Annotated in this window: 23 protein-coding genes and 3 pseudogenes; 8 read left to right on the top strand and 18 right to left on the bottom strand. The window is 51.5% G+C overall.

What is annotated here, in order from left to right:
- Positions 1-319 precede the first annotated feature (319 nt).
- From ACWKXT_RS23730 to parM, 12 genes and pseudogenes are all read right to left on the bottom strand, one after another.
- Complete coding sequence (locus ACWKXT_RS23730; protein ID WP_023337955.1) at positions 320-517, bottom strand: hypothetical protein; 198 nt, start codon at positions 515-517, stop codon at positions 320-322.
- Positions 518-566: 49 nt separating this feature from the next.
- On the bottom strand, positions 567-977 hold the full coding sequence (locus ACWKXT_RS23725) for a hypothetical protein (protein WP_454533248.1): 411 nt from the start codon (positions 975-977) through the stop codon (positions 567-569).
- Positions 978-1,019: 42 nt separating this feature from the next.
- Positions 1,020-1,448, bottom strand: a complete 429-nt coding sequence (locus ACWKXT_RS23720; RefSeq protein ID WP_454533249.1) for an antirestriction protein — start codon at positions 1,446-1,448, stop codon at positions 1,020-1,022.
- 355 nt (positions 1,449-1,803) lie between these two features.
- Complete coding sequence (locus ACWKXT_RS23715) at positions 1,804-2,226, bottom strand: DUF1380 family protein (RefSeq protein WP_454533250.1); 423 nt, start codon at positions 2,224-2,226, stop codon at positions 1,804-1,806.
- Positions 2,227-2,281: 55 nt separating this feature from the next.
- Entirely contained in the window at positions 2,282-2,503 is a 222-nt protein-coding gene (locus ACWKXT_RS23710; RefSeq protein ID WP_013087144.1) for a hypothetical protein, read from the bottom strand.
- Complete coding sequence (locus tag ACWKXT_RS23705; protein WP_045325837.1) at positions 2,500-3,192, bottom strand: DNA methylase; 693 nt, start codon at positions 3,190-3,192, stop codon at positions 2,500-2,502. The genes ACWKXT_RS23710 and ACWKXT_RS23705 overlap by 4 nt, the downstream gene beginning before the upstream one ends.
- Positions 3,193-3,556: 364 nt before the next feature.
- On the bottom strand, positions 3,557-3,760 hold the full coding sequence (locus ACWKXT_RS23700; protein ID WP_454533251.1) for a hypothetical protein: 204 nt from the start codon (positions 3,758-3,760) through the stop codon (positions 3,557-3,559).
- Between the two features lie 59 nt (positions 3,761-3,819).
- Positions 3,820-3,969: pseudogene (locus ACWKXT_RS23695) on the bottom strand (plasmid partitioning/stability family protein); the annotation flags it as partial.
- Positions 3,970-3,971: 2 nt separating this feature from the next.
- Complete coding sequence (locus ACWKXT_RS23690; RefSeq protein ID WP_454533252.1) at positions 3,972-4,352, bottom strand: hypothetical protein; 381 nt, start codon at positions 4,350-4,352, stop codon at positions 3,972-3,974.
- 151 nt (positions 4,353-4,503) lie between these two features.
- Positions 4,504-4,767: a hypothetical protein gene (locus tag ACWKXT_RS23685; RefSeq protein ID WP_454533253.1), complete on the bottom strand. Its 264-nt coding sequence runs from the start codon at positions 4,765-4,767 to the stop codon at positions 4,504-4,506.
- 3 nt (positions 4,768-4,770) lie between these two features.
- Positions 4,771-5,433 carry a plasmid partitioning/stability family protein gene (locus tag ACWKXT_RS23680; protein ID WP_454533254.1) on the bottom strand — a complete coding sequence of 221 codons (663 nt, stop codon included), beginning with the start codon at positions 5,431-5,433 and terminating at the stop codon, positions 4,771-4,773.
- A 2-nt stretch (positions 5,434-5,435) separates the two neighbouring features.
- The gene (gene parM, locus ACWKXT_RS23675) at positions 5,436-6,407 is read right to left on the bottom strand and encodes a plasmid segregation protein ParM domain-containing protein (protein ID WP_454533268.1); all 972 of its coding nucleotides are present in this window, start codon (positions 6,405-6,407) and stop codon (positions 5,436-5,438) included.
- A 231-nt stretch (positions 6,408-6,638) separates the two neighbouring features.
- Between parM and umuD the strand changes: the two genes are divergently transcribed.
- From umuD to repE, 3 genes are all read left to right on the top strand, one after another.
- Entirely contained in the window at positions 6,639-7,070 is a 432-nt protein-coding gene (gene umuD / locus ACWKXT_RS23670; RefSeq protein ID WP_032663686.1) for a translesion error-prone DNA polymerase V autoproteolytic subunit, read from the top strand.
- The gene (locus ACWKXT_RS23665) at positions 7,070-8,341 is read left to right on the top strand and encodes a Y-family DNA polymerase (RefSeq protein ID WP_454533255.1); all 1,272 of its coding nucleotides are present in this window, start codon (positions 7,070-7,072) and stop codon (positions 8,339-8,341) included. Before umuD ends, ACWKXT_RS23665 begins: the two co-directional genes overlap by 1 nt.
- A gap of 450 nt (positions 8,342-8,791) precedes the next feature.
- Entirely contained in the window at positions 8,792-9,547 is a 756-nt protein-coding gene (gene repE / locus ACWKXT_RS23660) for a replication initiation protein RepE (protein WP_454533256.1), read from the top strand.
- Positions 9,548-9,846: 299 nt separating this feature from the next.
- Here the strand turns inward: repE and ACWKXT_RS23655 are convergent, their stop codons facing one another.
- Complete coding sequence (locus ACWKXT_RS23655) at positions 9,847-11,205, bottom strand: hypothetical protein (protein WP_454533257.1); 1,359 nt, start codon at positions 11,203-11,205, stop codon at positions 9,847-9,849.
- 232 nt (positions 11,206-11,437) lie between these two features.
- Between ACWKXT_RS23655 and ACWKXT_RS23650 the strand changes: the two genes are divergently transcribed.
- Entirely contained in the window at positions 11,438-12,064 is a 627-nt protein-coding gene (locus tag ACWKXT_RS23650) for a ParA family plasmid-partitioning AAA ATPase (protein ID WP_045898370.1), read from the top strand.
- Entirely contained in the window at positions 12,061-12,366 is a 306-nt protein-coding gene (locus ACWKXT_RS23645; protein WP_072052050.1) for a ribbon-helix-helix domain-containing protein, read from the top strand. Before ACWKXT_RS23650 ends, ACWKXT_RS23645 begins: the two co-directional genes overlap by 4 nt.
- 159 nt (positions 12,367-12,525) lie before the next feature.
- Here the strand turns inward: ACWKXT_RS23645 and ACWKXT_RS23640 are convergent, their stop codons facing one another.
- From ACWKXT_RS23640 to ACWKXT_RS23625, 4 genes and pseudogenes are all read right to left on the bottom strand, one after another.
- On the bottom strand, positions 12,526-13,308 hold the full coding sequence (locus ACWKXT_RS23640) for a site-specific integrase (RefSeq protein WP_454533258.1): 783 nt from the start codon (positions 13,306-13,308) through the stop codon (positions 12,526-12,528).
- Positions 13,305-14,177 (bottom strand): hypothetical protein, encoded by an 873-nt coding sequence (locus ACWKXT_RS23635; protein ID WP_454533259.1) that lies wholly within the window; start codon positions 14,175-14,177, stop codon positions 13,305-13,307. The genes ACWKXT_RS23640 and ACWKXT_RS23635 overlap by 4 nt, the downstream gene beginning before the upstream one ends.
- A gap of 29 nt (positions 14,178-14,206) precedes the next feature.
- Positions 14,207-14,519: pseudogene (locus ACWKXT_RS23630) on the bottom strand (hypothetical protein).
- Between the two features lie 71 nt (positions 14,520-14,590).
- The gene (locus tag ACWKXT_RS23625; protein WP_454533260.1) at positions 14,591-14,875 is read right to left on the bottom strand and encodes a hypothetical protein; all 285 of its coding nucleotides are present in this window, start codon (positions 14,873-14,875) and stop codon (positions 14,591-14,593) included.
- Between the two features lie 553 nt (positions 14,876-15,428).
- On the opposite strand from ACWKXT_RS23625, the gene ACWKXT_RS23620 reads away from it, so the two are divergent.
- Both ACWKXT_RS23620 and ACWKXT_RS23615 read left to right on the top strand, forming a co-directional pair.
- Positions 15,429-16,010: a hypothetical protein gene (locus tag ACWKXT_RS23620; protein WP_454533261.1), complete on the top strand. Its 582-nt coding sequence runs from the start codon at positions 15,429-15,431 to the stop codon at positions 16,008-16,010.
- A gap of 139 nt (positions 16,011-16,149) precedes the next feature.
- Complete coding sequence (locus ACWKXT_RS23615) at positions 16,150-17,199, top strand: Abi family protein (protein ID WP_454533262.1); 1,050 nt, start codon at positions 16,150-16,152, stop codon at positions 17,197-17,199.
- 144 nt (positions 17,200-17,343) lie between these two features.
- Here ACWKXT_RS23615 and ACWKXT_RS23610 read toward each other — a convergent pair whose 3' ends face one another.
- Positions 17,344-20,148: a TrlF family AAA-like ATPase gene (locus ACWKXT_RS23610; protein ID WP_454533263.1), complete on the bottom strand. Its 2,805-nt coding sequence runs from the start codon at positions 20,146-20,148 to the stop codon at positions 17,344-17,346.
- Positions 20,149-20,753: 605 nt separating this feature from the next.
- On the opposite strand from ACWKXT_RS23610, the pseudogene ACWKXT_RS23605 reads away from it, so the two are divergent.
- Positions 20,754-21,450: pseudogene (locus ACWKXT_RS23605) on the top strand (TrlF family ATPase); the annotation flags it as partial.
- Positions 21,451-21,535: the final 85 nt, after the last annotated feature.

Genomic DNA, 21,535 nt, shown 5'->3' with positions numbered 1-21,535 from the left:
CAGCAGCGCTGGCCGGGAGCCGAAGGGGGCCAGAAGAGGGATTCAGGTGTTTTCAGAGGATTTGCTGATCGGGTTTCAGAGCTGGCGACAACGCCACGCCACGCCACGCCACGCCACGCCACGCCACGCCACGCCACGCCACGCAGGACCGTATACGTGACAATTTGCCCTCACAATGGCTTTTATCTGCATCTACCCGGGCTTACATCAGGGCGGGAGGGGGCAGCGCCGCAGGCGCTGGCCTTGCCGCCCGTCAGCCCGAAGGGATGACAGGGTTTTCGCGCGCGAACAGGCGGCGCATATGCCCCGCCCGGATTATTTATTGTCCATCCCCCTGGCCGCCCTGGAGAATGAAGTGGCCGCAAAGATAGACGGCGCACTGGCGGGTAGCCGATTCGCAGATCTCATCCAGCACTTTCGCTGTGGTTACGGGGCTGAGTCCGGATTCACGACGTCGCTCGTTGATGAGCGTTTTATACTGGCGCAGGATACTGCGGGTTTCCGGTGACAGTTGCATGGTGTTCTCCTTTTTTCAGTTTCCGGAGGCAACGCCTCCGGCTTCTCTGTCAGGCCTCAAGCGCAGCACGCAGGCTCATCATGACGACGTTTTCTTCTTTCAGGGTTTCTTCTGCTGATCCGCCGCCATCCTCAGCGCATACGGCGATACGCTCCATTTCCTTCCCTGCAAGCTGCATGACTAATGCCAGCGATTTCGCGGGAATAGTCACGCTTCGTTTCTCGTGTCGCTCATCGAGCATGGTTTCGACTATCGCCCGTATCTGGCCGATATCCGCACCACTTTCGAGGCAGGAACTCAGCCGGCGCAGGACTTCATCCAGTTCCTCATCGTTCAAATCCCAGTCCAGGCAGACGCAACGGATATCATTTCGGTTCCAGCTGGCGAAAACGTACTTCTCGTCATCGAGGTCGGAACAACGCAGCATTTCAAGGGCAATTTCTCTTGCTGTACCAATCATGTTTTTCTCCTTTAATCGGGTGGCCTCGCCGCCCGTGGTCAGTCAGTCAAGGGCACGCCAGATGGTGGCGCTTTCCGGATGGGTATCAACAAATGCCATAAGCTGCTCATAACGGCGGCAGAAGTGGCGGCACAGTTCCTCGTGGTCATGGTTGCTGTGGTGCCAGCTCCGGTGATTCAGTACCAGCGCCGTGAGGATGATCCCCGCCACTTCCCCGCTGACAGTCTGCTCAAACCAGTTTTCCCGATTGCACAGGGTCAGGCTCTCCACGTCAGGCGCCATATATCCGCCGCCTTCCGGCAGCCGGTAAAACTGCCAGAATCCCCCCTGATACTCAGGGCAATAACGCTGGGCGTAGGCGTACACGGATGCCTCGGACGTCATAAAATCGCCGCCAAACAAATCAGGCAGGAAAGTCAGGCGCTGCGCACCCTCAAGACGAACAGCATCACAGGTCACGGTCTGGTTCATAGATCCTCCACGGTTAACATATTCTCGGTTCCGGCATCGCCGTGACGACACGACAGACCGGCGAAAAGCGGAGGACACAGGGGCGACGCCGCAAGCCGCAGCGCAAAGCCTTCACGGGCTGAATGCACCGTGAAGGGTGCGAACGGGTGAGGACGGAGGCGTCAGCGAACCCTTGTGGCCGATGCGGCCGGGCTACAGTGAAGTCACGGCGCATGCCGTCACCGCACGGAGCTTCAGGGGAGTTTCATTGTCCCGACGTGGCCCGTAGGGCGGCGGCGGATAAAAGCGGAAGGCACTGACATCCTTATTCGCAGTGGATGGCCACCGGTTGCCGGGGCGTTACCCCGGCGTTCTCTCAGGCGGCCAGCGCCTCCTGTAGGGCTCGAACATTATTCAGCTCATCCCTGACAGATTCCGGCTCCTGCCGCCCGGCTTCCCAGGCCATACCGATCCGGTTTTCCAGCTCGCATTCATAGTTACGCAGGACGCGGGAGAGGAGTACCGCCGGAACGCTCACCTGACGGTTTGCCGCTTCGCGCTGACGGGTCAGAAGATCGCTGACAGTCAGATTATTTACCCCCTCCTGGCGGTATTGCGTCATTTTCATTTCGCCGAGCGCCTTCATCACTTCCCGGATTTCCCCCCCGTCCGGTTCTGGCTGGGCTTCACGGCAGGCCACACTAATCCCCTCTTCCGTCCAGACCAGCAGGACCAGGGGTTCGTCAGGCGTGAACATGTTTTCAAGCTGTACACAAAGTTCTTCGCGGGTTCCGTACATTGTTTTTTCTCTCTTGTAAGGGGTAACAGGCCGGGCCACAGCCCGGCAGGGTCAGTCAGTCCTGAAAAGTCTCGTCCAGCACCAGGGCTTCGCGGTAGGCTTCCAGAAGCAGGGTGTTAATCCGGCGCAGAGTCTGCGCAGCCATACGTTCAGTAAGCGTTGCAGCGTCGTGCCGGTGCTGCGATTCGAGGCGGTTCAGCAGCATCCGCACATCACACATGGCATTGCTGAGCGCGGCCACGTCCGCGCGCAGGTGTTCAAGGCCCGGGTAATTCATGCTGCCTCCGGCCAGTCAGGGTAAAACGCGCCGTCATTGGCCGCCGGCATCCTTCTCGCCCGTTCAACCTGTGCCAGACGGCGGACGCCGGCGGCGTGGTACTGCTCAAGCATCTCGATCCCGATATAGCGGCGGCTGGCTTCGGCGGCGGCCACGCAGGTGGAGCCGCTGCCGGCGAACGGGTCAAGGACAATGGCCCCCGGACGCGTGAACGATTCAATCAGCGGCCGCAGGCTCTGCACCGGCTTCTCCGTCGGGTGGTGTCGGTTGCCCGTGTATTTCCAGGGGATCACGTCCGGGATGGGACGGTCCGGGGTTTGCGGCCTCCCCTTCGCCAGCAGGTAGGCGCTCTCATGGGTGTAACCCACGAATGTCGATTTTGAGGCGTAGCTCTTGGCAAAGACGATATGGCCAACCACCCGGAAGCCGGCCGCTTTCCACGCATTCAGAAACAGATCCGCGCGGTTCCAGGCATAGAAGCTCACCATAAGACTGTCGTTTTTCAGCACGCGGTACATTTCATGACAGGCGGGCTGGAGCCATTCGGCAGAGTTGTCCCCGGCCAGGGTGCGGCCGGTACGATCCTTATAACCAACCAGATACGGTGGATCGGTAAGAATAAAATCGACGGCACGCGCCGGAAAACGGGACATCACCTGCACGCAGTCACCCAGAATAAAACGGGACATAGACACACTCCTCTCTGATATGCGGCACCCTCTTGCGCCGTGCCGCCACAAAAACCCGGCTCTGAGCGGAGGGCGCAGGGGCGACGCCGCAAGCCGCAGCGCAAGCCTTTCACGGGCTGAATGCACCGTGAAAGGTGCGAACGGGTGAGGACGGAGACAACGTGAACCCTTGCGACCGCAGCGGCCGGGTTAGCGTGAAGGCACGGCGTTGAATACGCCGCCGGCTGGCGGCAATCAGGCGGAGAGAAACGACTTCCTTTTTATTCAGGAGGAGGAGGCAGAGATTAAAAGCGGGGCAATGTCTGACGGCAGGGACACGATATCAGCCTGCCGTTTTTTAGTTCTGAAGTGTACGGGGCCGGATTTAACGCGCAGGTGCAGCACCGATACGTCTCAGCGCATCCTGAACTTCACGCAGCCCAAAAATATCTTCCGGCGGCTGCTTTTTTCCGGCCAGACTACAGACCGTAAAGACGGCATTTGATGCGGTCAGTCTCTCACGGTGCAGCGCCTGCAGTGCCACAATAACCAGTGTGCGTTCGTCTCCAGACAGTTCTTCAAGCTTCATACTGTTTCCTTCAGGTTAATGTTCATATTCATCCCCGCCCCTTTGGTTTTTTCTCGTTAAACGCCAGCCGTACCGGCCATCTGCTGAACCAGAACCTGCAGCTCGCTGACCGTGCCGGGCGGTACCGGCATGCTGGCCAGCAGACGCGGCAGCTCCGGCGCGGTCGTATGCAGGGCCAGACCGGTAATAATCAGGTTTCTCAGCAGCTCTCTTATTTAGCTGTTCTGCAGGCTGAGACTAACGATGATCGGAGTACGCGAAACTCTATCACGTCGTTACGCCCGAGGAGCTTGAGGGCGTCTGGGGAACAGGCCATTGCAGCCTTCAGTGCCAGTGAAATGGCGAGGCTGCGGTAGCGGTTTTGCAGCATGATGGGAGCATCAGCAGGCACTGCGTCAGACACCTGTAGATACGCTTTCCATGCATCTGGCTGTGCCAAAGCATCACGTTCCACGGCTTCGAGCTGGTCTTCACGTTCCTTTTGCTTTTGCTTGGCCATCTGGTCAAGAACCGCCACTGTGGCTGCCGCATTCACCGCACCAGGTATTGCCAGTGTGAGCGCCACAAACAAAAGTGCAGTATTACACTTCATTTGTCTTCCTCATTGTGTTCATCTCCCTTATATCCTGACAGTTCAACAGTTCAACAGTTCGCTGGGCGCGCCAGCGTCAGCCCCGCTCTCTTAACCTTTTGCATCAGTCCCTCCCTGGCTATCTGGTTACCATTCTGAATGATGTTCTTGCTCAGGATCGGCTCTTCGACTTTTTATCATCAAAAGCCAGGAGAACCCCGAGGCCGATCAGCGAGGCATAGCAGACCTGCATCGCGATTGTCACCGGCAGGGAGATGTTATCAGCCAGAACGCCGGGAACCACGACGGCCACGCCTGCCAGTATCATTCCCCTGCCGGTCTTTTTGACCCGTTCCGGCCACTGAGATTCGGGCACGTTTCGGGCGCGCAGAAAGTTATGAATGCACTGATCTGCCTTCTGTTTAATCACTGACATGTTTTAGTCTCCGAATGCCCGTCGCATATTTTTCTTTATCCTGGTCGCTTCACCGGTTACCGGTGCGGCAGGCTCTGCTGGTTTCTCCGGTACTGCAGCTTTACTCACGCCAGCCGTACCGGCCATCTGCTGAACCAGAACCTGCAGCTCGCTGACCGTGCCGGGCGGTACCGGCATGCTGGCCAGCAGACGCGGCAGTTCCGGCGCAGTCGTATGCAGGGCCAGACCGGTGATAATCAGGTTTCTCAGCAGCTCTCCACGCAGGCGCGAAGACACCCCCGTCAGCACACGCTCAACCCGTTCACTGCTCCGGTCATCCAGAAGCGTCAGGGTGTAACGCCGGCGCTGGTATTCCGTATCCGGTGACATGGCCAGAGCCGCCACGCCACCATCAGGCTCATCAGGAAGTCCTGAGAGTGAAGACCAGGTGCCGGATACCAGGGCCATTACGGCGCATAGCCGGATGGCGCTCAGCTGCCCGTCAAAGAACACCGGGATCATCGCTGGTAAACGGGCATCCGTCTGGTACATCACCGCCCCGGCGGTGGCGGCGGTCCGGATGAAGTCACCGCGCAGGGGCTGTGAGATGGTGCTGATGGTCGCCATCGCCGCGATGTCGGTGCGATCGTCGCTGTGCAGATAGAAAGAATACTGGCCGTCCGGCACGTTTAGTCCTCTTTATTGTAAAGGGCAATCTCTCTGGCCAGCGCCAGCTGCGGATCGCCTATAACCTCGATACGGTCAGGAGCCAGAGGCCAGGCCTGACGGATAGCCTCTTCAATGAGGGATGCCCCTCCCCCGACCAGGAATACCCGGTTAACGTTCCTGAAGGCCGTCAGCTCACTGGTGACACGCGCGCCCAGGGAAGTGATTGCCTCTGTAATTTTATTCAGAACATCGTCGATTTTTCCGGCATCGTTGATCACACGCTGCAGATACTGACGATCGTTGCGGTTGCGGATGACCGTGTCAGCAATAAGCGCGCTGGTTTCGCTGTCTGCAGCCCGCAGCGCGCCTGCAGCTGCGCGGGTGACCTGCGACACGCCGACAGACGGATTGCCGTGTACCGCACTGATATCGTCAAACTGTCCGACAATCACGCCGGCATCGAGCGTGGTTCCGCCGAGATCGATAATCAGGGTGGTCTCTGCGGGTCCGGGCTTCAGCTCCGCGAGACGGGAGAACGCCGCCGGCAGTGATTCCGGCATCACCTTCACGTCCGTTACGGTAAATGCCCTGCCCTTATTCAGAACCAGCTCACGCATCAGGTTTTCCCGTTTGCGTCGGATGTTCTCCTCGTTCCGCTGGCAGTCCCCGCCATAATACTCGCTCAGGGGCAGCGTCACGGTCAGGCTCACCGGCTGCGGCTCAAGCCCGCTGTTCAGCAGCGCATGATGCACGGCCAGCAGGTTGAGATCACCGTACTGATACTCCACGTTTGTTGTCGGGATGGCATCCCGGCTGACGCTGTCCCAGGTGTATTTCAGCGTGCCCACCTGATAGTTGAACGTTGCAGCACTGAACTCCGCCACTTTCCAGCCATGCCGGAAGGAGTTAGCAGAAACCCGGGTCTGCAGCTCGTTTCCTTCAAACCATGCCAGCTTAACATTAGTTGAACCATCATCGCAGTAAATATTCATCATTATGCTCCGTCAATTAAACTCAATTTGATACATATTATAAGAGCAAAATGGAAAAATAAAAGCCTTATTTCTCATTATGAGTAACACTAGGGGATCAAAATGATGTTTACGAACATTTTGAGTAGCTTAGGTTACTCACTCTGTTCATGGCGCAGGCGATCTGGATTATCCTCACGCTGTTAAATATACTGTATAAATAACCAGTATATTTAGACGTCAGGAGGAAAGATGAAACTGCAGCTTTTCAGCACCGGGAAAGAACTCCCGCCACAGGCCCATCCGTTGTTTGCAGACCTTGCCAGCTGCGGTTTTCCCAGCCCTGCAGCTGACTATGTCGAATCCGATCTGGATCTCCATGATTACTGCATACGGCATCCGAGCGCGACTTACTACCTTCGCGCCAGCGGAGACAGCATGGCCGACGGCAGCCTGTACAATGGCGATCTGCTGGTTGTGGACTGTGCCGAGAAGCCCCGGCATGGCGATATTGTTGTGGCCAGCGTGCAGGGGGAGTTTACGGTCAAACGGCTGCTGCTGACGCCACGACTGACGCTGCAGCCCATGAACGCCGCCTGGTCGCCGATTTATCCCGACCCGGACGATCTGGATATCTTTGGTGTCGTCACGCACATCATCCACCGCCCGAGGGAGATGTACTGATGTTTGCCCTGGCCGATGTGAACAGCTTTTATGCCAGCTGCGAACGTGTTTTCCGCCCGGATTTGAAAGGAAAGCCAATCGTCGTCTTGAGCAACAACGACGGAAATGTGATCGCGCGCAGCGCCGAGGCAAAGCCCTGGATCAAAATGGGCACCCCGTGGTTCCAGATAAAAAATGAGCCCTACCCGGAACAAATATATTGTTTTTCAAGCAATTATGAGCTTTACGCTTCGATGTCGGCGCGCGTGATGAGCTGTCTGGAGGAGCTGGCTCCCAGGGTGGAACAGTATTCGATTGACGAGATGTTCCTCGACCTGACCGGCGTTGAGCACTGCATGGCTCTGGAGGACTTCGGCCGGCAGCTGCGCCAGCACGTATATGACTGTACCCGGCTGACCATCGGAGTGGGGGCTGCGCCTACAAAAACCCTTGCAAAATCAGCCCAGTGGGCCTCAAAGGAGTGGAAACAGTTTCGTGGTGTGCTCGCCCTGACCCGGGGGAATCCTCAGCGAACGCGGAAACTGCTTTCACTGCAGCCGGTCGAAGAGATCTGGGGCGTGGGAAACCGTATTGCACGCAAGCCCAATGTACTGGGCATTAAGACCGCGCTCGATCTGGCCCTGACGAACCCGGCCTTCATCCGGAAAAATTTCTCCGTCGTTCTCGAGCGAACAGTGCGCGAACTGAACGGGGAAAGCTGCATGTCGCTTGAAGAAGCCCCGCCAACGAAACAGCAGATCGTCTGCAGCCGCAGTTTTGGAGAGAAAATCACGGAGTACGATTCGCTGCGGCAGGCTGTCTGTCAGTACGCAGAGCGGGCCTCAGAAAAGCTGCGTAAAGAGCGCCAGTATTGCCGGCATATTTCCGTTTTCATCAAAACGTCTCCATTCGCCGTTAAAGAGCCGTATTACGGCAACGTGGCCACGGTGAAACTACTTACCCCCACTCAGGACACCCGAGATGTCATTGCGGCCGCCACAGCGGCTCTGGAGCGTATCTGGAAGGATGGGCACAGGTATGCCAAAGCCGGTGTGATGCTGAATGACTTCACTGACTCAGGCGTTTCGCAGCTACAACTGTTCGACGAACGTCCGCCACGTCCTCACAGCGCTGAGCTGATGAAGGTTCTCGATGGCATTAATCATTCTGGTCTGGGACAGGTCTGGTTTGCCGAACGAGGGATTGCGCCATCCTGGCAAATGAAACGTGACATGCTCTCCCCTGCGTACACGACTCGCTGGAAAGATATCCCCATTGCAAGGATCAGTTAAATTTCGCCTTTCAAGAGAGCCAGTAGTGCTCGCCGCAGCCGAACGACAGGGCGAAGCCCGCGAGTGAGCGAGGAAGCACCAGGGAACTGAACGGACATATTCCGCTTACGCTCGGTGTTTAATGGATACCCCACTCTGCTTGATCCACTTATCCACTTATCCACGTGCATATTTTTATAAGATCTTTTTAAAGGGTTGTTAGGTTTACCTTTTTAGAATGCCTCTCAGCCCTTTATTCATGCGGGTTTGAGAAGGATCTGTGTGACAATCTGCCCTCTCAGTGTGACAAATCACCCTCAACCACCCTCTTAAAGGGTGACAAATTGCCCTTAACCCTGTGACAAATTGCCCTCATGATTTGCTGTATTCCACAAAGTTATCCCTACCTGTTGACTCTTTTTCAATTAGTGTGACAATCTTAAATCCTGTCACACTTTACACGGACCTGACATGACGGAAATTGCGGTTATCAACCATAAAAAACGTAAGAATAGCCCGCGAATTGTCCAGTCAAACGAACTGACTGAGGCGGCATACAGTCTTTCTCGCGACCAAAAGCGTATGCTTTATCTCTTTGTGGACCAGATCAGAAAATCTGACGGTACGCTGCAGGAGCATGACGGGATATGTGAAATTCAGGTCGCCAAGTATGCGGAAACTTTCGGGTTGACCTCCGCCGAGGCCAGCAAAGATATCCGTCAGGCCCTGAAGGGATTCGCGGGTAAAGAAGTGGTTTTTTATCGCCCTGAAGAGGATGCCGGTGAAGAAAAAGGTTATGAGTCCTTTCCCTGGTTCATCAAACGTGCCCATAGTCCCTCCAGAGGGCTCTACAGCGTTCATATTAACCCTTACCTCATTCCTTTCTTCATTGGCCTTCAGAACCGTTTCACACAGTTCCGACTCAGTGAAACGAAAGAGATCACCAATCCCTATGCCATGCGTCTGTACGAGTCGCTATGCCAATACCGTAAGCCGGATGGCTCTGGCGTGGTATCGCTGAAAATAGACTGGATCATGGAGCGCTATCAGCTTCCGCAAAGTTATCAGCGTATGCCGGACTTCCGCCGTCGGTTCCTGCAGGCGAGTGTCGATGAGATTAATAGCAGAACGCCAATGCGTCTGTCTTATATCGAGAAAAAGAAAGGCCGCCAGACGACTCATATAGTCTTTTCTTTCAGTGACATAATGTCCATCACACCGGAGTAAGTTTGAGGGCAAGTTGTCACAGTTAAGAGGGCGGTTTGTCACATTAGAATTAACGCTCTCAGGGTCATTTGTCACAGAATAGTTCGCCTTCCTTTGCCCACGCTGGTTTTCAGGAACTAAATGGTGCCAATTTTGTGCTTTAAAAACACTTAATGAGGGCAATTTGTCACATTTAGTTCAGTGCAGCTTGTCACATCTCCCCTCAGCCCTGAGTGTCGTTTGTCACACTTAAGAGCGTTCTTTCCACTTCAGGCTGAGGGTGCATTGTCACTATTTGAATTCAAAACCGCTGCCTGTAACTATTGGAGCATTTTCCCTGCACTAAAAATGTGTTTGAGCAGGAAGCTGTTAAATGTCCTGTCTGAAGGTTCTGGCCAGCCCGGAGGATCAGTTAAGAGCACACCTTCCTGCTCCATCCAGCTATGTGTTTGTAGTTTACGCTCGACATACTCTTCGGATTCAGAGCCCATTGTTTCAATGATGAAAGTAGTAACTGTGTTTTCTTTGCTCGGCACCACATTTAGTATGAAGTCAGGATGAATGACCTCCTCCACCCCATTCTTAGTGCTTTTAGACGTGAAAAGTGGCTTGCTGAGGCTGATCGCATCCGGATGATTTTCCTGACGGCCAGCATAGCTGCTGGCGTTTATTATTACCTTCAGTGTGTCGCGCTCTTTGTTGCTATCCACAGGCACCGGATTATCAAGCGTATACGCGGCATGCGCATAGCCCTCATGGCAGTAAACCTTGCCATCCCTACCTCTGCGGTATTCCAGAATTGCCCAGTATGGTGCCCGACTGCCAGTGTTGTAGGTGCTTTCTCCATTGATACTGACTCGGGCTTCAGGCCTATGGATAAAAGTATTACACCGAACGCTAAAGGTTACTTCTTCCCGATTGGCATCGGTCGCAATACCAATGATATACACGCATGCCTCCTTATCACTGCTATCATTCTGTAGTGAAACTTCTAGCTGAGTCAGCATGTCGTTAATCCGTTCGAGGGACAACCAGGGCGCGCAACTGAACAGCATATTAAGCTGTGTTCCATTGCCCATTGTATGTTCATCCAGAACTTCTTTTATTCTATTTACAGAACCGACTAACCCCGGACTTTTATATTCAGGTACTAGTTCAAGTTGGTTCAGGCCAGCTGCCTGAATGAGAGTCAGCAGTTTTCGGCCCAGAGCCGGAATGGGTTTAAGAGTTTTGCGTCGACGGTTACGGGGCGCCACCGGCACTTCCACAGAGGTGATTTTGGTGTCTTTCTTCTTGTCAGGTAACCAGTCATTCCCGCCAACCGGATTTAGTGGGCTGGTTTTTCCTTCAGTGATAGTGTTATCAGCATCCTTACTTTTCTTTAGCCTGAACAATGGGCACTGTTCATCATGCTGTCTTGTCGTCTTGACGTGGCGTAACCTGGCAACGTTAACCTCGCAGTTAAAAGGACCTTCGATGTTCGGGTCATGTTCGACGCAATCACATTTTAACCACAACTTACGGCGGTCCATTTCTTCAAGCACAGAATTTGCTATACGTAAATCAGCCTGAGCGGGTTTTCGACCGTTGCTGAAAACATGCAGCAATGCCTCTCTCTCTGCCAGAATCAGTTTTCTTTCAAGCCTTCCCCTTGGATTTTTTTTCAACACAAGGTCCATTGATTTACTCCTTCACTCAAAAGTGTGAATACGATAACAAGATAATATTTTGTTAACATAATAACTTGTTAAGATAGTAAATAGTTTAGCTATATTTGTATGACATTGAATTAAATGAAATTAGCAACATGACAAGTTAATATGATAACAAGATACCAACGCCAGAGCATATTGAAAATTATTTTTTGTTATCCTATTATCTTAATAAGATAACAAACATGGTGTACGGAATATGATCATTGTTCTTGGTAGTCAAAAAGGTGGAGTAGGTAAAAGTACGCTCGCAGTTTCCATCGCTGCATATCTTATGGCACAAGGAAAGCGAGTTCTCATTGTAGATGCCGACGATCAAAAATCAGTGCTGACCTGGTATAACAATCGACCAGAGAACTTGCCTCATATGCCTGTGACGGGAGCGTCCGGCAACATCAAAGCCATGCTAAAAGAGCATGAAAAATCTTATGACTTTGTAATCGCCGATTGTGCTGGCCGTGACAGTGCAGAGATGCGAAGCGGATTAATGGCTGCAGATGTGTTCATTTCCCCTTTACGACCGTCCCAAATGGATTTGGATGTCGTACCTCACACTTGCTCTGTTTTTACTGCAGCTAAAGATTTCAATGAGTCGGTACGTGGGTATTTAGTGTTGAATATGACACCAACTAACATGTTCGTTAATGAAGCTAATCAGGCGGCTGATGTTCTCAAAGACTTTCCGGAAATGAGTCTGTCTGATGCTCGCGTATGTGACAGAAAAGCTCACAGGGATGCCTGGGCCGAATCGATGACTATTTTTGAAACACAGAACATCAAAGCCCAAGAAGAAATTGAAGCTCTGGTTAAGGAGATAATTCTGTGAGGAATAGAGCCCATACACCGCCAAGGGACGAAGCTTCGTTTATAAACGGAGGTTCAGCTGGTCTCACTGCAAAAAATCTAGACGAACCAAGCAATAAGCCTGTTACTAGCAAAGCAAAACCAGTCAGTATCTCTCTTGCTGAAGAGAATCTTAACTCAATTGATAATGTGATAAGGGAAGAGATGTTATCAGGGCACAGGAGAGTTAATAGATCAGATGTAGTTAGAGCTGCAGTGATGGCATTAGAAAACTTATCACGAGAAGAAATTTCTCAACTTATTGAAAAGTCACGGTTAAAATAACGACAACTTAACAACTAAATAAGATACTAAGATGGTAAGATGGTAAGATGGTAAGATGGTAAGATGGTAAGATGGTAAGATGGTAAGATGGTAAGATGGTAAGATGGTAAGATGGTAAGATGGTAAGATGGTAACTTACCATCTTGTTATTTTACTATCTTAGCCACCAATATTTTTAAGCAACGTCACCGCCTCATCACCCGGCATCTGGAACTGCACCCGATGCCGGGCGGCCACATCCAGCGCGAACACTTTTGTGTAGACTTCCGTCGAACTGATTGACTTATGTCCCATCAGCGCCTGCAGTACCTTCAGCGGAATTCCGGCATACAGCATGTGCATGGCATAGCTGTGACGGAAAGTGTGCGGCGTCACAGGCACAGAGAACATCACCCCGTCGGCCGCTGCCGCTTCAACTGCTTCGCTGAGCCAGGTGCGGACGGTCCGGTCGGTTATTTCCCAGATGCGCGCCTTCTCGGTTCTGCCGGTGCGCTTGTTACGTCGCTCAAGAGGTATTTTCAGCGTGGCCACCATCATCTCCAGCTGACAGACATAGTTCGTATCAGAAAGCGGTACCAGCCGGTGAGTCTGACTGCCGACGGGCGCACGGCCAGCTGTTCTGGCGGCTTTTTCAGCCCTTTGTTTGAGTGTGGCCAGCTGCACGAACGGGTAGGGCGGCGCCAGGGAAAAATCCCCCCTTGTCAGCGCCAGCGCTTCATTGATTCGTGCCCCAGTGTTCCAGAGGGTGGCCAGCAGCATCTTGCGATGCAGATCGGGCACATAGTGGAGCAAGGCGCTCACCTCCGGCGCCAGCAGGTATTTAGGCAGTTCGTCCTGAACGAGAGCCATCTGGCGAAGGGCCAGGGCGGCCGGGTAGTCGATGGCCACCGGCAGCTGCGTGGATGAAAACGAAACGCCCTGGCCTGGTACTGCCGGCATCATTGTTTGTTCTCCTTAGTGGGCAGGTATTGTTCCTCGGGATGTTGAACCTTCAGACTCTCGGGTAGATCATTTTTATGGATTGTCTCACGACTTCGTTTCAGCTTGCTGTAGAGCCAGCAGGGAATAATAAAGGGGGAGAAAAGGATGAAGGAGATGAATTTTATCAGTAAAACATCCCACTGGCGTTCTGTCAGATACCGGATTTTCCCTATCTGATATGACTGATTAGATTTCAGGCATTCAATCTCATGCTTCTGGCTCTCGCACAGTCGATGCAATTCATCAACGCCCTTATGCAAAGGCACAGCGATAAGGGGACAATGGAGACCTTTTGGGTACTGAAGCTCGCCTACGGTTAAGGGGAGGGATAGTCTTCCGCCTGGCTCGAACCTGAATCCGATACCGTTCCAGAAGCGATCCCGACGAAGCATATTTTCCTTGTCATTTTCATCAACAGGGGATGTCCGGATACGTTTCACAGGGGTATCAGCCGGAAGAGTCTTTGCCCAGGAAATCAGCTGAATCATGATCCAGGAGCCAAGTCCTCGCCCCCGCAAATTGTAGTCAAGCATAAAATCAGAATTCGTGAGGTCAAGTTCGGTCGTGCCATCCCAGATATTAACTGTAAACTCCGCTTTGTATTCAGGCTCCTGATGCCAGCCTCCCCCGTCCCAGTAAAGGGAAAGAGTACATGTGCGACCAGCCAGCTTTCTTTTCACGTCAAGATCACCACTGGCTGGAGAGTAGGTTTCCTTTAGGGTTCTGATGACGACTACCCTGCAGGCTTGCTGGTACCGGCCACCTGTACGGGTCTCAGGCAGGGTCAGCAGCCAGGCATTACTGGATTCATCAAATTTTGGTACATCCACCGTATATATTCCTTTTACTGTAAATCTCTTCAGTTCCGCTCCGGGAGAGTATCCGCGGGATCAAAGGGAAAACGGGTGTTACCCTGTGAATAAATCTCAATCCACTTTACCGTTCCGTTTTCAAAATACAGGTGATAATCGTCATCGGCACTGAGGGTCAGCATCCCGTCAAAACAGGTATCGGTCGGTGCGGGTACCGTCTTCCATCCAGCGAAGCAGGCGGCCTTCAGCGGAAATCTCGTAAGATTCAGACTGGCAGTCAAGAACTTTGGTCTGGAATTCAGTACCTGTTACCCCGTCCGGCAGACGGTAGCGAAACGTGACCGTGTCAAACATTCCCATACTTTCGCTTCCTTAAATCGTTGAGAAATCCCGCCCTCAGCTACAGCTGTTCAGCAGCTGCTTTTGCGATCTCATCCACAGCTTCCCTTACCGAAAAAGGCCGGGCCTGTTTTTCTGAAAAGTGCACCCAGTAGCACAGATGTGATGCCCGATGTGATGGTCCGTCCGTTCAGTCCCCAGCTTTCACAGCAATCGCAATATTTCAGATAGAGCGCCTTCAGCTCTTCAAAAAAATTGCCCTCTTTTAACGGCCCCGTTTCTTTAACAGCATCACGCTGATCCATGAAATAACTGACGGCGGCTTTTTTCGAAGCGAATTGTCTTTCGCCGATATTCACTTTCACTGCACGTCCCATCCTGATCTCCTTTCTGGTTTGCTGGCAAATAGTCACTCAGAGTAATTATGACGTGCAGCATAATCGGCTAAGCACAACCCTGAGTCTGTCACCCGGATGATTTTTCCATACCAGCATCATTTTCAGGCTGATAATAAGCAGCCATATAACCACATTAGTAAATTACCGGATGGCGGTTTCCGGGTGATCCGACTTTTCCGTTATTTAACGGTTTCCGGAAGTGTACCACGGTCAGGGAATAAGCAAAGCGCTCAATTTCGGCCGTGAGCATCCGATCACGGGGCAGGGGATAAACACAACATATTGACGATAATGCAGCTGACAATGTGGCACATGTTGTGTTTCCTGGCCGCTGCGCGCCGGTGGGGCTGAAGCAGATCCGGAACCACCAGAAATCGGATCTACGTAAAAAAGCCAGATTGTCACAGTAAGTCTCATTACTTATTTTGATGCAAATATTGTTTTTTGATGCATTTGACATTTAGTGATTCTCGTGAGATGTTATGCATCAATAGTGAGGTGTGTCATTGCTTCGGCTTTAAAGGGTATCATTATGACATTTCAGGAACAGGAACCAGACGTAAACAAAACAGCAACGCTTACGGTGCGAAATATCCCACTTGATGTTGATGCGATGATTACGGTGCAGGCCAGCATCGCCGGGAAGTCCAAAAGCGATTTTCTGAAAGAGCTCCTGACACAGGAATTTCAGGATTTGATAAAAAACTTCAGCCGTACAAGTCCGCTTGTCAGCCTGATGGATGAAGAACTCGGTAAGCAATTCGGTATAAAGGTCGCCGAACACTGGTTTGAAAACGATATGATTACCGGTAATAACCTTAAGTATAAGGCGCTGCTGAAACTGACCACCCATGATGATTTACAGCAGATCATGATGAGGAATATGCCTTATCTCCATCTGCGTGCCAGCCAGGTGCTGCACAGCCAGTATGCCTATATCCCCCGTGGCCTGTCCCTGACGTTTTCGCTGTTTAATGAAATTTCCGGCCGTGATGCGAAGTTGATCGACCGGGTGTTTCATGAGGTTTTTTATCTGGTTGGAGCTGAGAAGTTTTACGCGGACATCAATGCTATTCGTGCGGAGAAGAAGCTGGAACCCGTGGACGGGCTCTGAAACGAGAAAAGCCACCCCGAAGGATGGCTTTTCCGAACAACTATTGTCGCGTGAGGCCTGAACTACGGCACACCGCTTTGATGTGTGAATTAAAGCAGACACACGCCACGTATGTCAAACATTTTTCACGGGATGCCGAATGAGCCTTGATCTGTTCATTAACAAAGAACGCCTCGATATCTATGTTCAACATCTTAAAATAACCCCAGCACAGGTAATGTCGGCATATCACTGGAACAAGGCGCTTTGCGGCGCCATGCTGCCAGCCCTGCAGTGTCTGGAAGTCACGCTGCGCAATGCACTTGATCATGCGATACAGACGAACCCGCCTCCGGCCGCTGTCGCCTCCTCTTTGTGGAAAACAGACCATAACTGGATATTTGATCTTCCCCGTTATATGGGGGACAAAACGTATCCCAAAAATAATGACAGGTACAAACGCCCGGATCCGAAAAAAACAAGCCTCCCAAGGGATGCTCAGGGTTTTTTGCTTGATCAATACGGTAATCGTGTATTGAAGAAAACAATACCCGTTGAAAATCAGGTAAAAATGGCAATCGATGAAATTGCCAAGACCAGCAAGTTAATTACACCGAACCGAGTGATATCCGGTTTGTCCTTTGGCTTCTGGACAATGTTACTAACCCGATATTACGAGAATCCTCAGGGGGCACATAAGACCCTGCTCTGGCCTCATCTGACGCGTACAGTGTTTCCAAATGCTCCGGCCCATTATGAACGAAAGGAAATATGCGATCAGTTTTATCGCATCAAGGAGCTGCGTAACAGATTGTCCCACCACGAGGCCATCTGGAAGTTCCACCATGACGATCCTAAGACCGGTAAACCGGATTACGGAAACCCGGTATACGGAGCCCAGGCCAGCTGTAGCCTGCTGAGGAAACATTATGACGATATTCTGGATATGATCGGATGGATGAATCCTGACCGGAAAGTGAATTTCCTGAGCCACTCGGCAAACCTGAGATTTTATGCCCTGTGTTCAGTGGACGGGCTGAACAGCTATATTGCCCCCGAAAAGATAAAAGCACAGATAAAAGTTTCACGTGGTGGTAAAGGCATAAGCAGATTAATCAGGGTTCTTGAGAAAAACGAGTTTATCCGGATTGTAAAGGAGGGGCAGACAGTTCTCACTATAGGTGCTGATAACTCCATCGCCATTCTCTAGGTTCTCATATATTTACTGGCCCTTTTTGACCCGGATACCTTCCGGGTTATTGAGGTTCAGATCAGGATGATAATGGAAGAGCAGAAATATGGTCAGTTCTTGCCGATGGCCAGCGTACGGCAAGAACTGAAGCGTTATTTTAATCTACAGGCCGTACTTGCGTTCCCTTTCCTTAAAGGCCTGGATCCCGCCTTCCAGAATTTCACAAACGTGTTCTCTGATACCCCGGGTATGCAGACGGCCTGAATCGTCCTGTGAAGTGAACGAGCACTCCAGTGAGCCGGTATAATATTCAAACCGGAATTCACTGTTCTCAATGCCAGAGCGCTGCCCACTCTGGTTAGATACGATCACGCATTCAGCATCCGTTCCCACGACGAGGTTGGCATTGTGCGTCACCATAATGATCTGCCGGTCCGCCTTGCGCTGCCTGACGAAATCATTGAGCTGGGAATAAATCGTCCGGTTATCGAGATTGTCTTCAGGCTGATCAATAAGGATAGGGTGTCGCGAATTGCTCAGGTGAAGGATCAGGTTAAGCAGCACCAGACCCCGTTTGCCCGGCGACATCTGCACGATATCGTCGCTGCGGTAACGGACAGAAAAATCAATCAGGTAGCAGTCATCATAGAGATAACTCAGAATATCGGAATCCTCAATGCCCTTACGAAGAGCGGGAGCAACCCCGCCACTTCTGTAGCGGTCATAGATGCCTGCAATTGTATCCGCATGGCTATCAGCGGAAAATGTGTAGCCGCCTTTCGGGCTGGCCAGATCGCCGAGCAGAAGGTTTATGTTCCCTCGCCGGTCAAAGCAGCCGGTGAAGCGATCAAACTTCTCAGCATTGAAGGATATGCGAGCAATTACGCTAATTTCGCCTTCAGGGTGGTATTCAGGCTTGCTTAGCTCGTCCACGTAAGCCTGGTAAAGGCCAGTAAGGCGCGCATACTCTGTCTGGAGCTGGCTTTTTGTATCATTGCCTTCCTGTAAAATGGACCGACGGCGTTCAGAGAGCTGTTGTAGCTGTCTGAGTTTTTCTTTTTCCTTTTCAAGCGCAGCCGTGGATGCTTTGAGCGTTTCCTGATCGGTAATTTTTACCGACAGGGGAAGCAGCGTTTCCCTTTTGGCTGCGCTTTCGGTATCAATCCGCCTCAGCCTTGCGGGGATGCAGCCAAAACGGGCCTCGTGACGACCAATGAAGTCACTGACAGCAGCTGAAAGACTGGCCTCCAGCTGACGAAGGCTTTTCTCCAAAAAAGAGGAATTCTCAGACAGCGGAATATCCAGCCTGAGTTGGTCGGTAAGGCTTTGTATCGTGCCACCGGCATGCCGATAAAGGCTTTCTTTCAGGCTTCTGCTGGCACCAGTAAGATCTTCTATCGCGCGCCGGCGGGATTGAAGGTTGTCCGTGCGCAGTCTGAGTGCCATATACTGCTTTTCTTCATCCGGTGTAAACGATGCCTGCTTCCTCAGTTGAGCTATCTTCTCCTCCTGCCGCCGGATTTCATCACTTACCGCCTTTTCCGTGCCGTACTTCTCCATTTCCTTACCGCATTCGCTATATTTTTTGCGCAGCTCGGTAAGGTAATCAATCCTGGTTTTTATAACCCGTATAGTCGCTTCCCGCTGTGCGGTATTCTCAACTGCGAAAGCTTTGAAATTATTATTCTGATAAAGAATTTCCTCGACCAGCTGATTTAGCTGAAGCTGGCCGCTGCGTTCGGCAAGGTGATTGATATAGAGCTGAGGAATGTAGGTCACAGGCCGGCAGTCGTCACCATGTAATGAACTAACTTCACCATTTCCCCATGTGACTTCAACATCGAGATTGCTAAAGTCATCATAGACGGCTTGTCCCGAGATCCTGATTTTCTCGCTAACCTCATCAGCGTTAATGGCGCATGCCATGTGGTAAAGCAGCAGAGATTTTCCTGAAGACTTCCCGCCTATGATTGCATTCAGGTCGGGACTGAAATGTACAGGCTGGTCTGAAAAAAGTGCAAGGCCACTGCGATCCGTAAAACAGACGTGTTTAATATATTGATAAGGCGTTTTTGTATGGGGGGACGTTTTCTGGATCCTGACGCGAGTGTGATCGTACAGTACCTGTTTTAATCCCGCAAAAGTAGGATCGGCTTTAATCCAGCAAAAACGATCCCCGTCGGGACGAAAAATTTTAGTCAGTCCATGTGCATCCGAACCATGAAGGCAGGGGAGTAGCTTGCCGTATTTACTGATGACTTCAGCCCTGCTGTCGCTGCCACGTCCCTGAAAGTACTCACAATCCTGCGGGTTACCAGAAAAAATCGCATCAACCAGGCGATAGATGTTCTGCCGGACAGCAAGAAGACCATTGTCGCGGAGCCCGGAGACTCCGTCTCCTGAGTTGTTCGATGCAATAACAATAGCGTTGTCCCGCAGCCAGGTTTCTCTTCTCAGCCACTTTTCAAAGACGTCAAAAGAAGGCTTAAACTGATTAATTCCGTCGCGCAGATTTTTTTCTGGTGAGGACAGCCCTGCGACCGCAATCCCCAGATTAGTCAGTTCCTGATCATTACAGGAGTAATTTTGCTCGCAGTAACGGAAGTGAAGCCGCCCCAGGGCATGCTTTATTTTGTTTACGTGATCGACATCCGCCGGATTGATAATAAGATGAATATTTACACCCTTATCTTTTTGCGTTTCAGGTGTGATGCGAAATTCTATATTAGGAAAAATGGCCTCAATATTGGTTATCCGGCCCTGCGCACGGTATGCGAGTAGCTTTTCATACCCGGTGATAGTGCAGTAGTCGGTCGCCCCCATGACAGCGACCTCGTCGTCAAACGCTTCAATTGCAGAAAGATAAGCTTCCCAGTCATTCCGATACTGATTCTCAAGTGATGACTGAGGGGTATGGACGTGCAAATCCCATTTACGCCAGTCTGAGCCATTCGGGAATCGCTTCACTGTTACCTCCTTTTAACATGTCTAGCAAAAAATGGTATCTGCGTTTACGCAACCGGGAGTCTGTACAGCCCATAACCTAATAGTTACCACATGCCTTTACAAGCACATAAACGTGACCGCTTACATCCAGCTTCTCTTGTATACGAACTAGCCTATCAGATATTTTCTGCCATTCTGGTACTGGTGCCATAGGCACCATGCTGACGGGACTGAGACCCTTCCCATTCTCACGTAAATTCTTATCAGCTACAGCTAACTATATTTCACTAAATCGGCTCCACCAGAGTTCCGATATTGCCTTTTTTCGGATCTCCGGAGAGGAGAAGAAGGATTGTTGCTGAAAAGTCACAAAAAGTGTCGAATTGTTGCCACCGGTGGACTATTGTCTGAAGTGCAACAATCATATTTATCTGTTGCAGAAATCATCACGCCGGAAAAGACTGCCTACCCCTCTCATGCATAATCTGTTAAATGCGCTTTGGGTTTAGATCAAGTATTGATACCAGTGACCTTAATAAAATGAAGCCGGAACGGGATCGCCTTACTATAAATAACATTATTTAGTCTCCGGGCATTCATCAGCAACTGAATAACGGTATCAGGGAATGTATCCCGTATTTGAGAATGGCTCCTGCTTGGTCAGGGTGGATTTTCATCTTCATACCCGTGCAAATAAAGAATTTCGCTATGCCGGAGAACCCGACAGAAATATTCGCGACTACGTCAGTGCCCTGAAAGCGGCTGAAGTGGGTGTGGGCGTGATCACCAATCACAATAAATTCGATCCCGGCGAGTTCATTGCACTGCATAAAGCCGCGCGTCGTGAAGGCACGGGACTGCTTCCCGGCCTGGAGCAGTCCGTTAATGATGCTCAGGCCGGCGTGCATACGCTCGTGGTGTTTGCTGATGACTGGTTTATTAATCCGCAGCAGACGAACCATATCGAAAGTTTCCTGACGGCCATGTTTGCGGGCGTTGATAATCTTGAAAACGAAAATACCCGTTCAAGAGAAGATATCACACAGACCATCCGACGCCTTGACCGGTACGAACGGGATTATTTTATTGTGTTTGCCCACGTGGAGGCCCATATCGGGTTATGGGGCGGGCTGAGCCCTGGCCGGTTCGGGGAACTTTTTGATAATGCCCTTGTTCGCCAGCGCGTGACGGGGTTTCAGAAGGTGGTGACCCACGACCTGCGGGTCAAAAATTAAGGGCGTGCTCGGTGAGCGCTATCCGGCCGAAGTCCAGGAATGCGATGCCAGAACGCTGGATCACATCGGTGCCAGAAAGGTTGCCAGCTAATGTGTCACGAAGCAACACATCAAGAGCGCCACTATCTATGAGTATCATTCATACCCTGTCTCAGGATAATTCATACCGGAAG

This window comes from Enterobacter sp. UPMP701, from assembly GCF_053709515.1.
Note: the sequence above shows the minus strand (reverse complement) of the source record. Positions and strands in the feature narration are given on the sequence as shown.

What these genes read in the sequence shown, in the direction of transcription:
- ACWKXT_RS23690 (WP_454533252.1), bottom strand. Translation starts at nt 4,352, where the DNA reads ATGAAGTGTAATACTGCACTTTTGTTTGTGGCGCTCACACTGGCAATA.
- parM (WP_454533268.1), bottom strand. Translation starts at nt 6,407, where the DNA reads ATGAATATTTACTGCGATGATGGTTCAACTAATGTTAAGCTGGCATGG.
- umuD (WP_032663686.1), top strand. Translation starts at nt 6,639, where the DNA reads ATGAAACTGCAGCTTTTCAGCACCGGGAAAGAACTCCCGCCACAGGCC.
- ACWKXT_RS23725 (WP_454533248.1), bottom strand. Translation starts at nt 977, where the DNA reads ATGATTGGTACAGCAAGAGAAATTGCCCTTGAAATGCTGCGTTGTTCC.
- ACWKXT_RS23650 (WP_045898370.1), top strand. Translation starts at nt 11,438, where the DNA reads ATGATCATTGTTCTTGGTAGTCAAAAAGGTGGAGTAGGTAAAAGTACG.
- ACWKXT_RS23700 (WP_454533251.1), bottom strand. Translation starts at nt 3,760, where the DNA reads ATGAAGCTTGAAGAACTGTCTGGAGACGAACGCACACTGGTTATTGTG.
- ACWKXT_RS23615 (WP_454533262.1), top strand. Translation starts at nt 16,150, where the DNA reads ATGAGCCTTGATCTGTTCATTAACAAAGAACGCCTCGATATCTATGTT.
- ACWKXT_RS23705 (WP_045325837.1), bottom strand. Translation starts at nt 3,192, where the DNA reads ATGTCCCGTTTTATTCTGGGTGACTGCGTGCAGGTGATGTCCCGTTTT.
- ACWKXT_RS23655 (WP_454533257.1), bottom strand. Translation starts at nt 11,205, where the DNA reads ATGGACCTTGTGTTGAAAAAAAATCCAAGGGGAAGGCTTGAAAGAAAA.
- ACWKXT_RS23685 (WP_454533253.1), bottom strand. Translation starts at nt 4,767, where the DNA reads ATGTCAGTGATTAAACAGAAGGCAGATCAGTGCATTCATAACTTTCTG.
- ACWKXT_RS23710 (WP_013087144.1), bottom strand. Translation starts at nt 2,503, where the DNA reads ATGAATTACCCGGGCCTTGAACACCTGCGCGCGGACGTGGCCGCGCTC.
- ACWKXT_RS23625 (WP_454533260.1), bottom strand. Translation starts at nt 14,875, where the DNA reads ATGGGACGTGCAGTGAAAGTGAATATCGGCGAAAGACAATTCGCTTCG.
- ACWKXT_RS23665 (WP_454533255.1), top strand. Translation starts at nt 7,070, where the DNA reads ATGTTTGCCCTGGCCGATGTGAACAGCTTTTATGCCAGCTGCGAACGT.
- repE (WP_454533256.1), top strand. Translation starts at nt 8,792, where the DNA reads ATGACGGAAATTGCGGTTATCAACCATAAAAAACGTAAGAATAGCCCG.
- ACWKXT_RS23620 (WP_454533261.1), top strand. Translation starts at nt 15,429, where the DNA reads ATGACATTTCAGGAACAGGAACCAGACGTAAACAAAACAGCAACGCTT.
- ACWKXT_RS23720 (WP_454533249.1), bottom strand. Translation starts at nt 1,448, where the DNA reads ATGAACCAGACCGTGACCTGTGATGCTGTTCGTCTTGAGGGTGCGCAG.
- ACWKXT_RS23715 (WP_454533250.1), bottom strand. Translation starts at nt 2,226, where the DNA reads ATGTACGGAACCCGCGAAGAACTTTGTGTACAGCTTGAAAACATGTTC.
- ACWKXT_RS23640 (WP_454533258.1), bottom strand. Translation starts at nt 13,308, where the DNA reads ATGATGCCGGCAGTACCAGGCCAGGGCGTTTCGTTTTCATCCACGCAG.
- ACWKXT_RS23730 (WP_023337955.1), bottom strand. Translation starts at nt 517, where the DNA reads ATGCAACTGTCACCGGAAACCCGCAGTATCCTGCGCCAGTATAAAACG.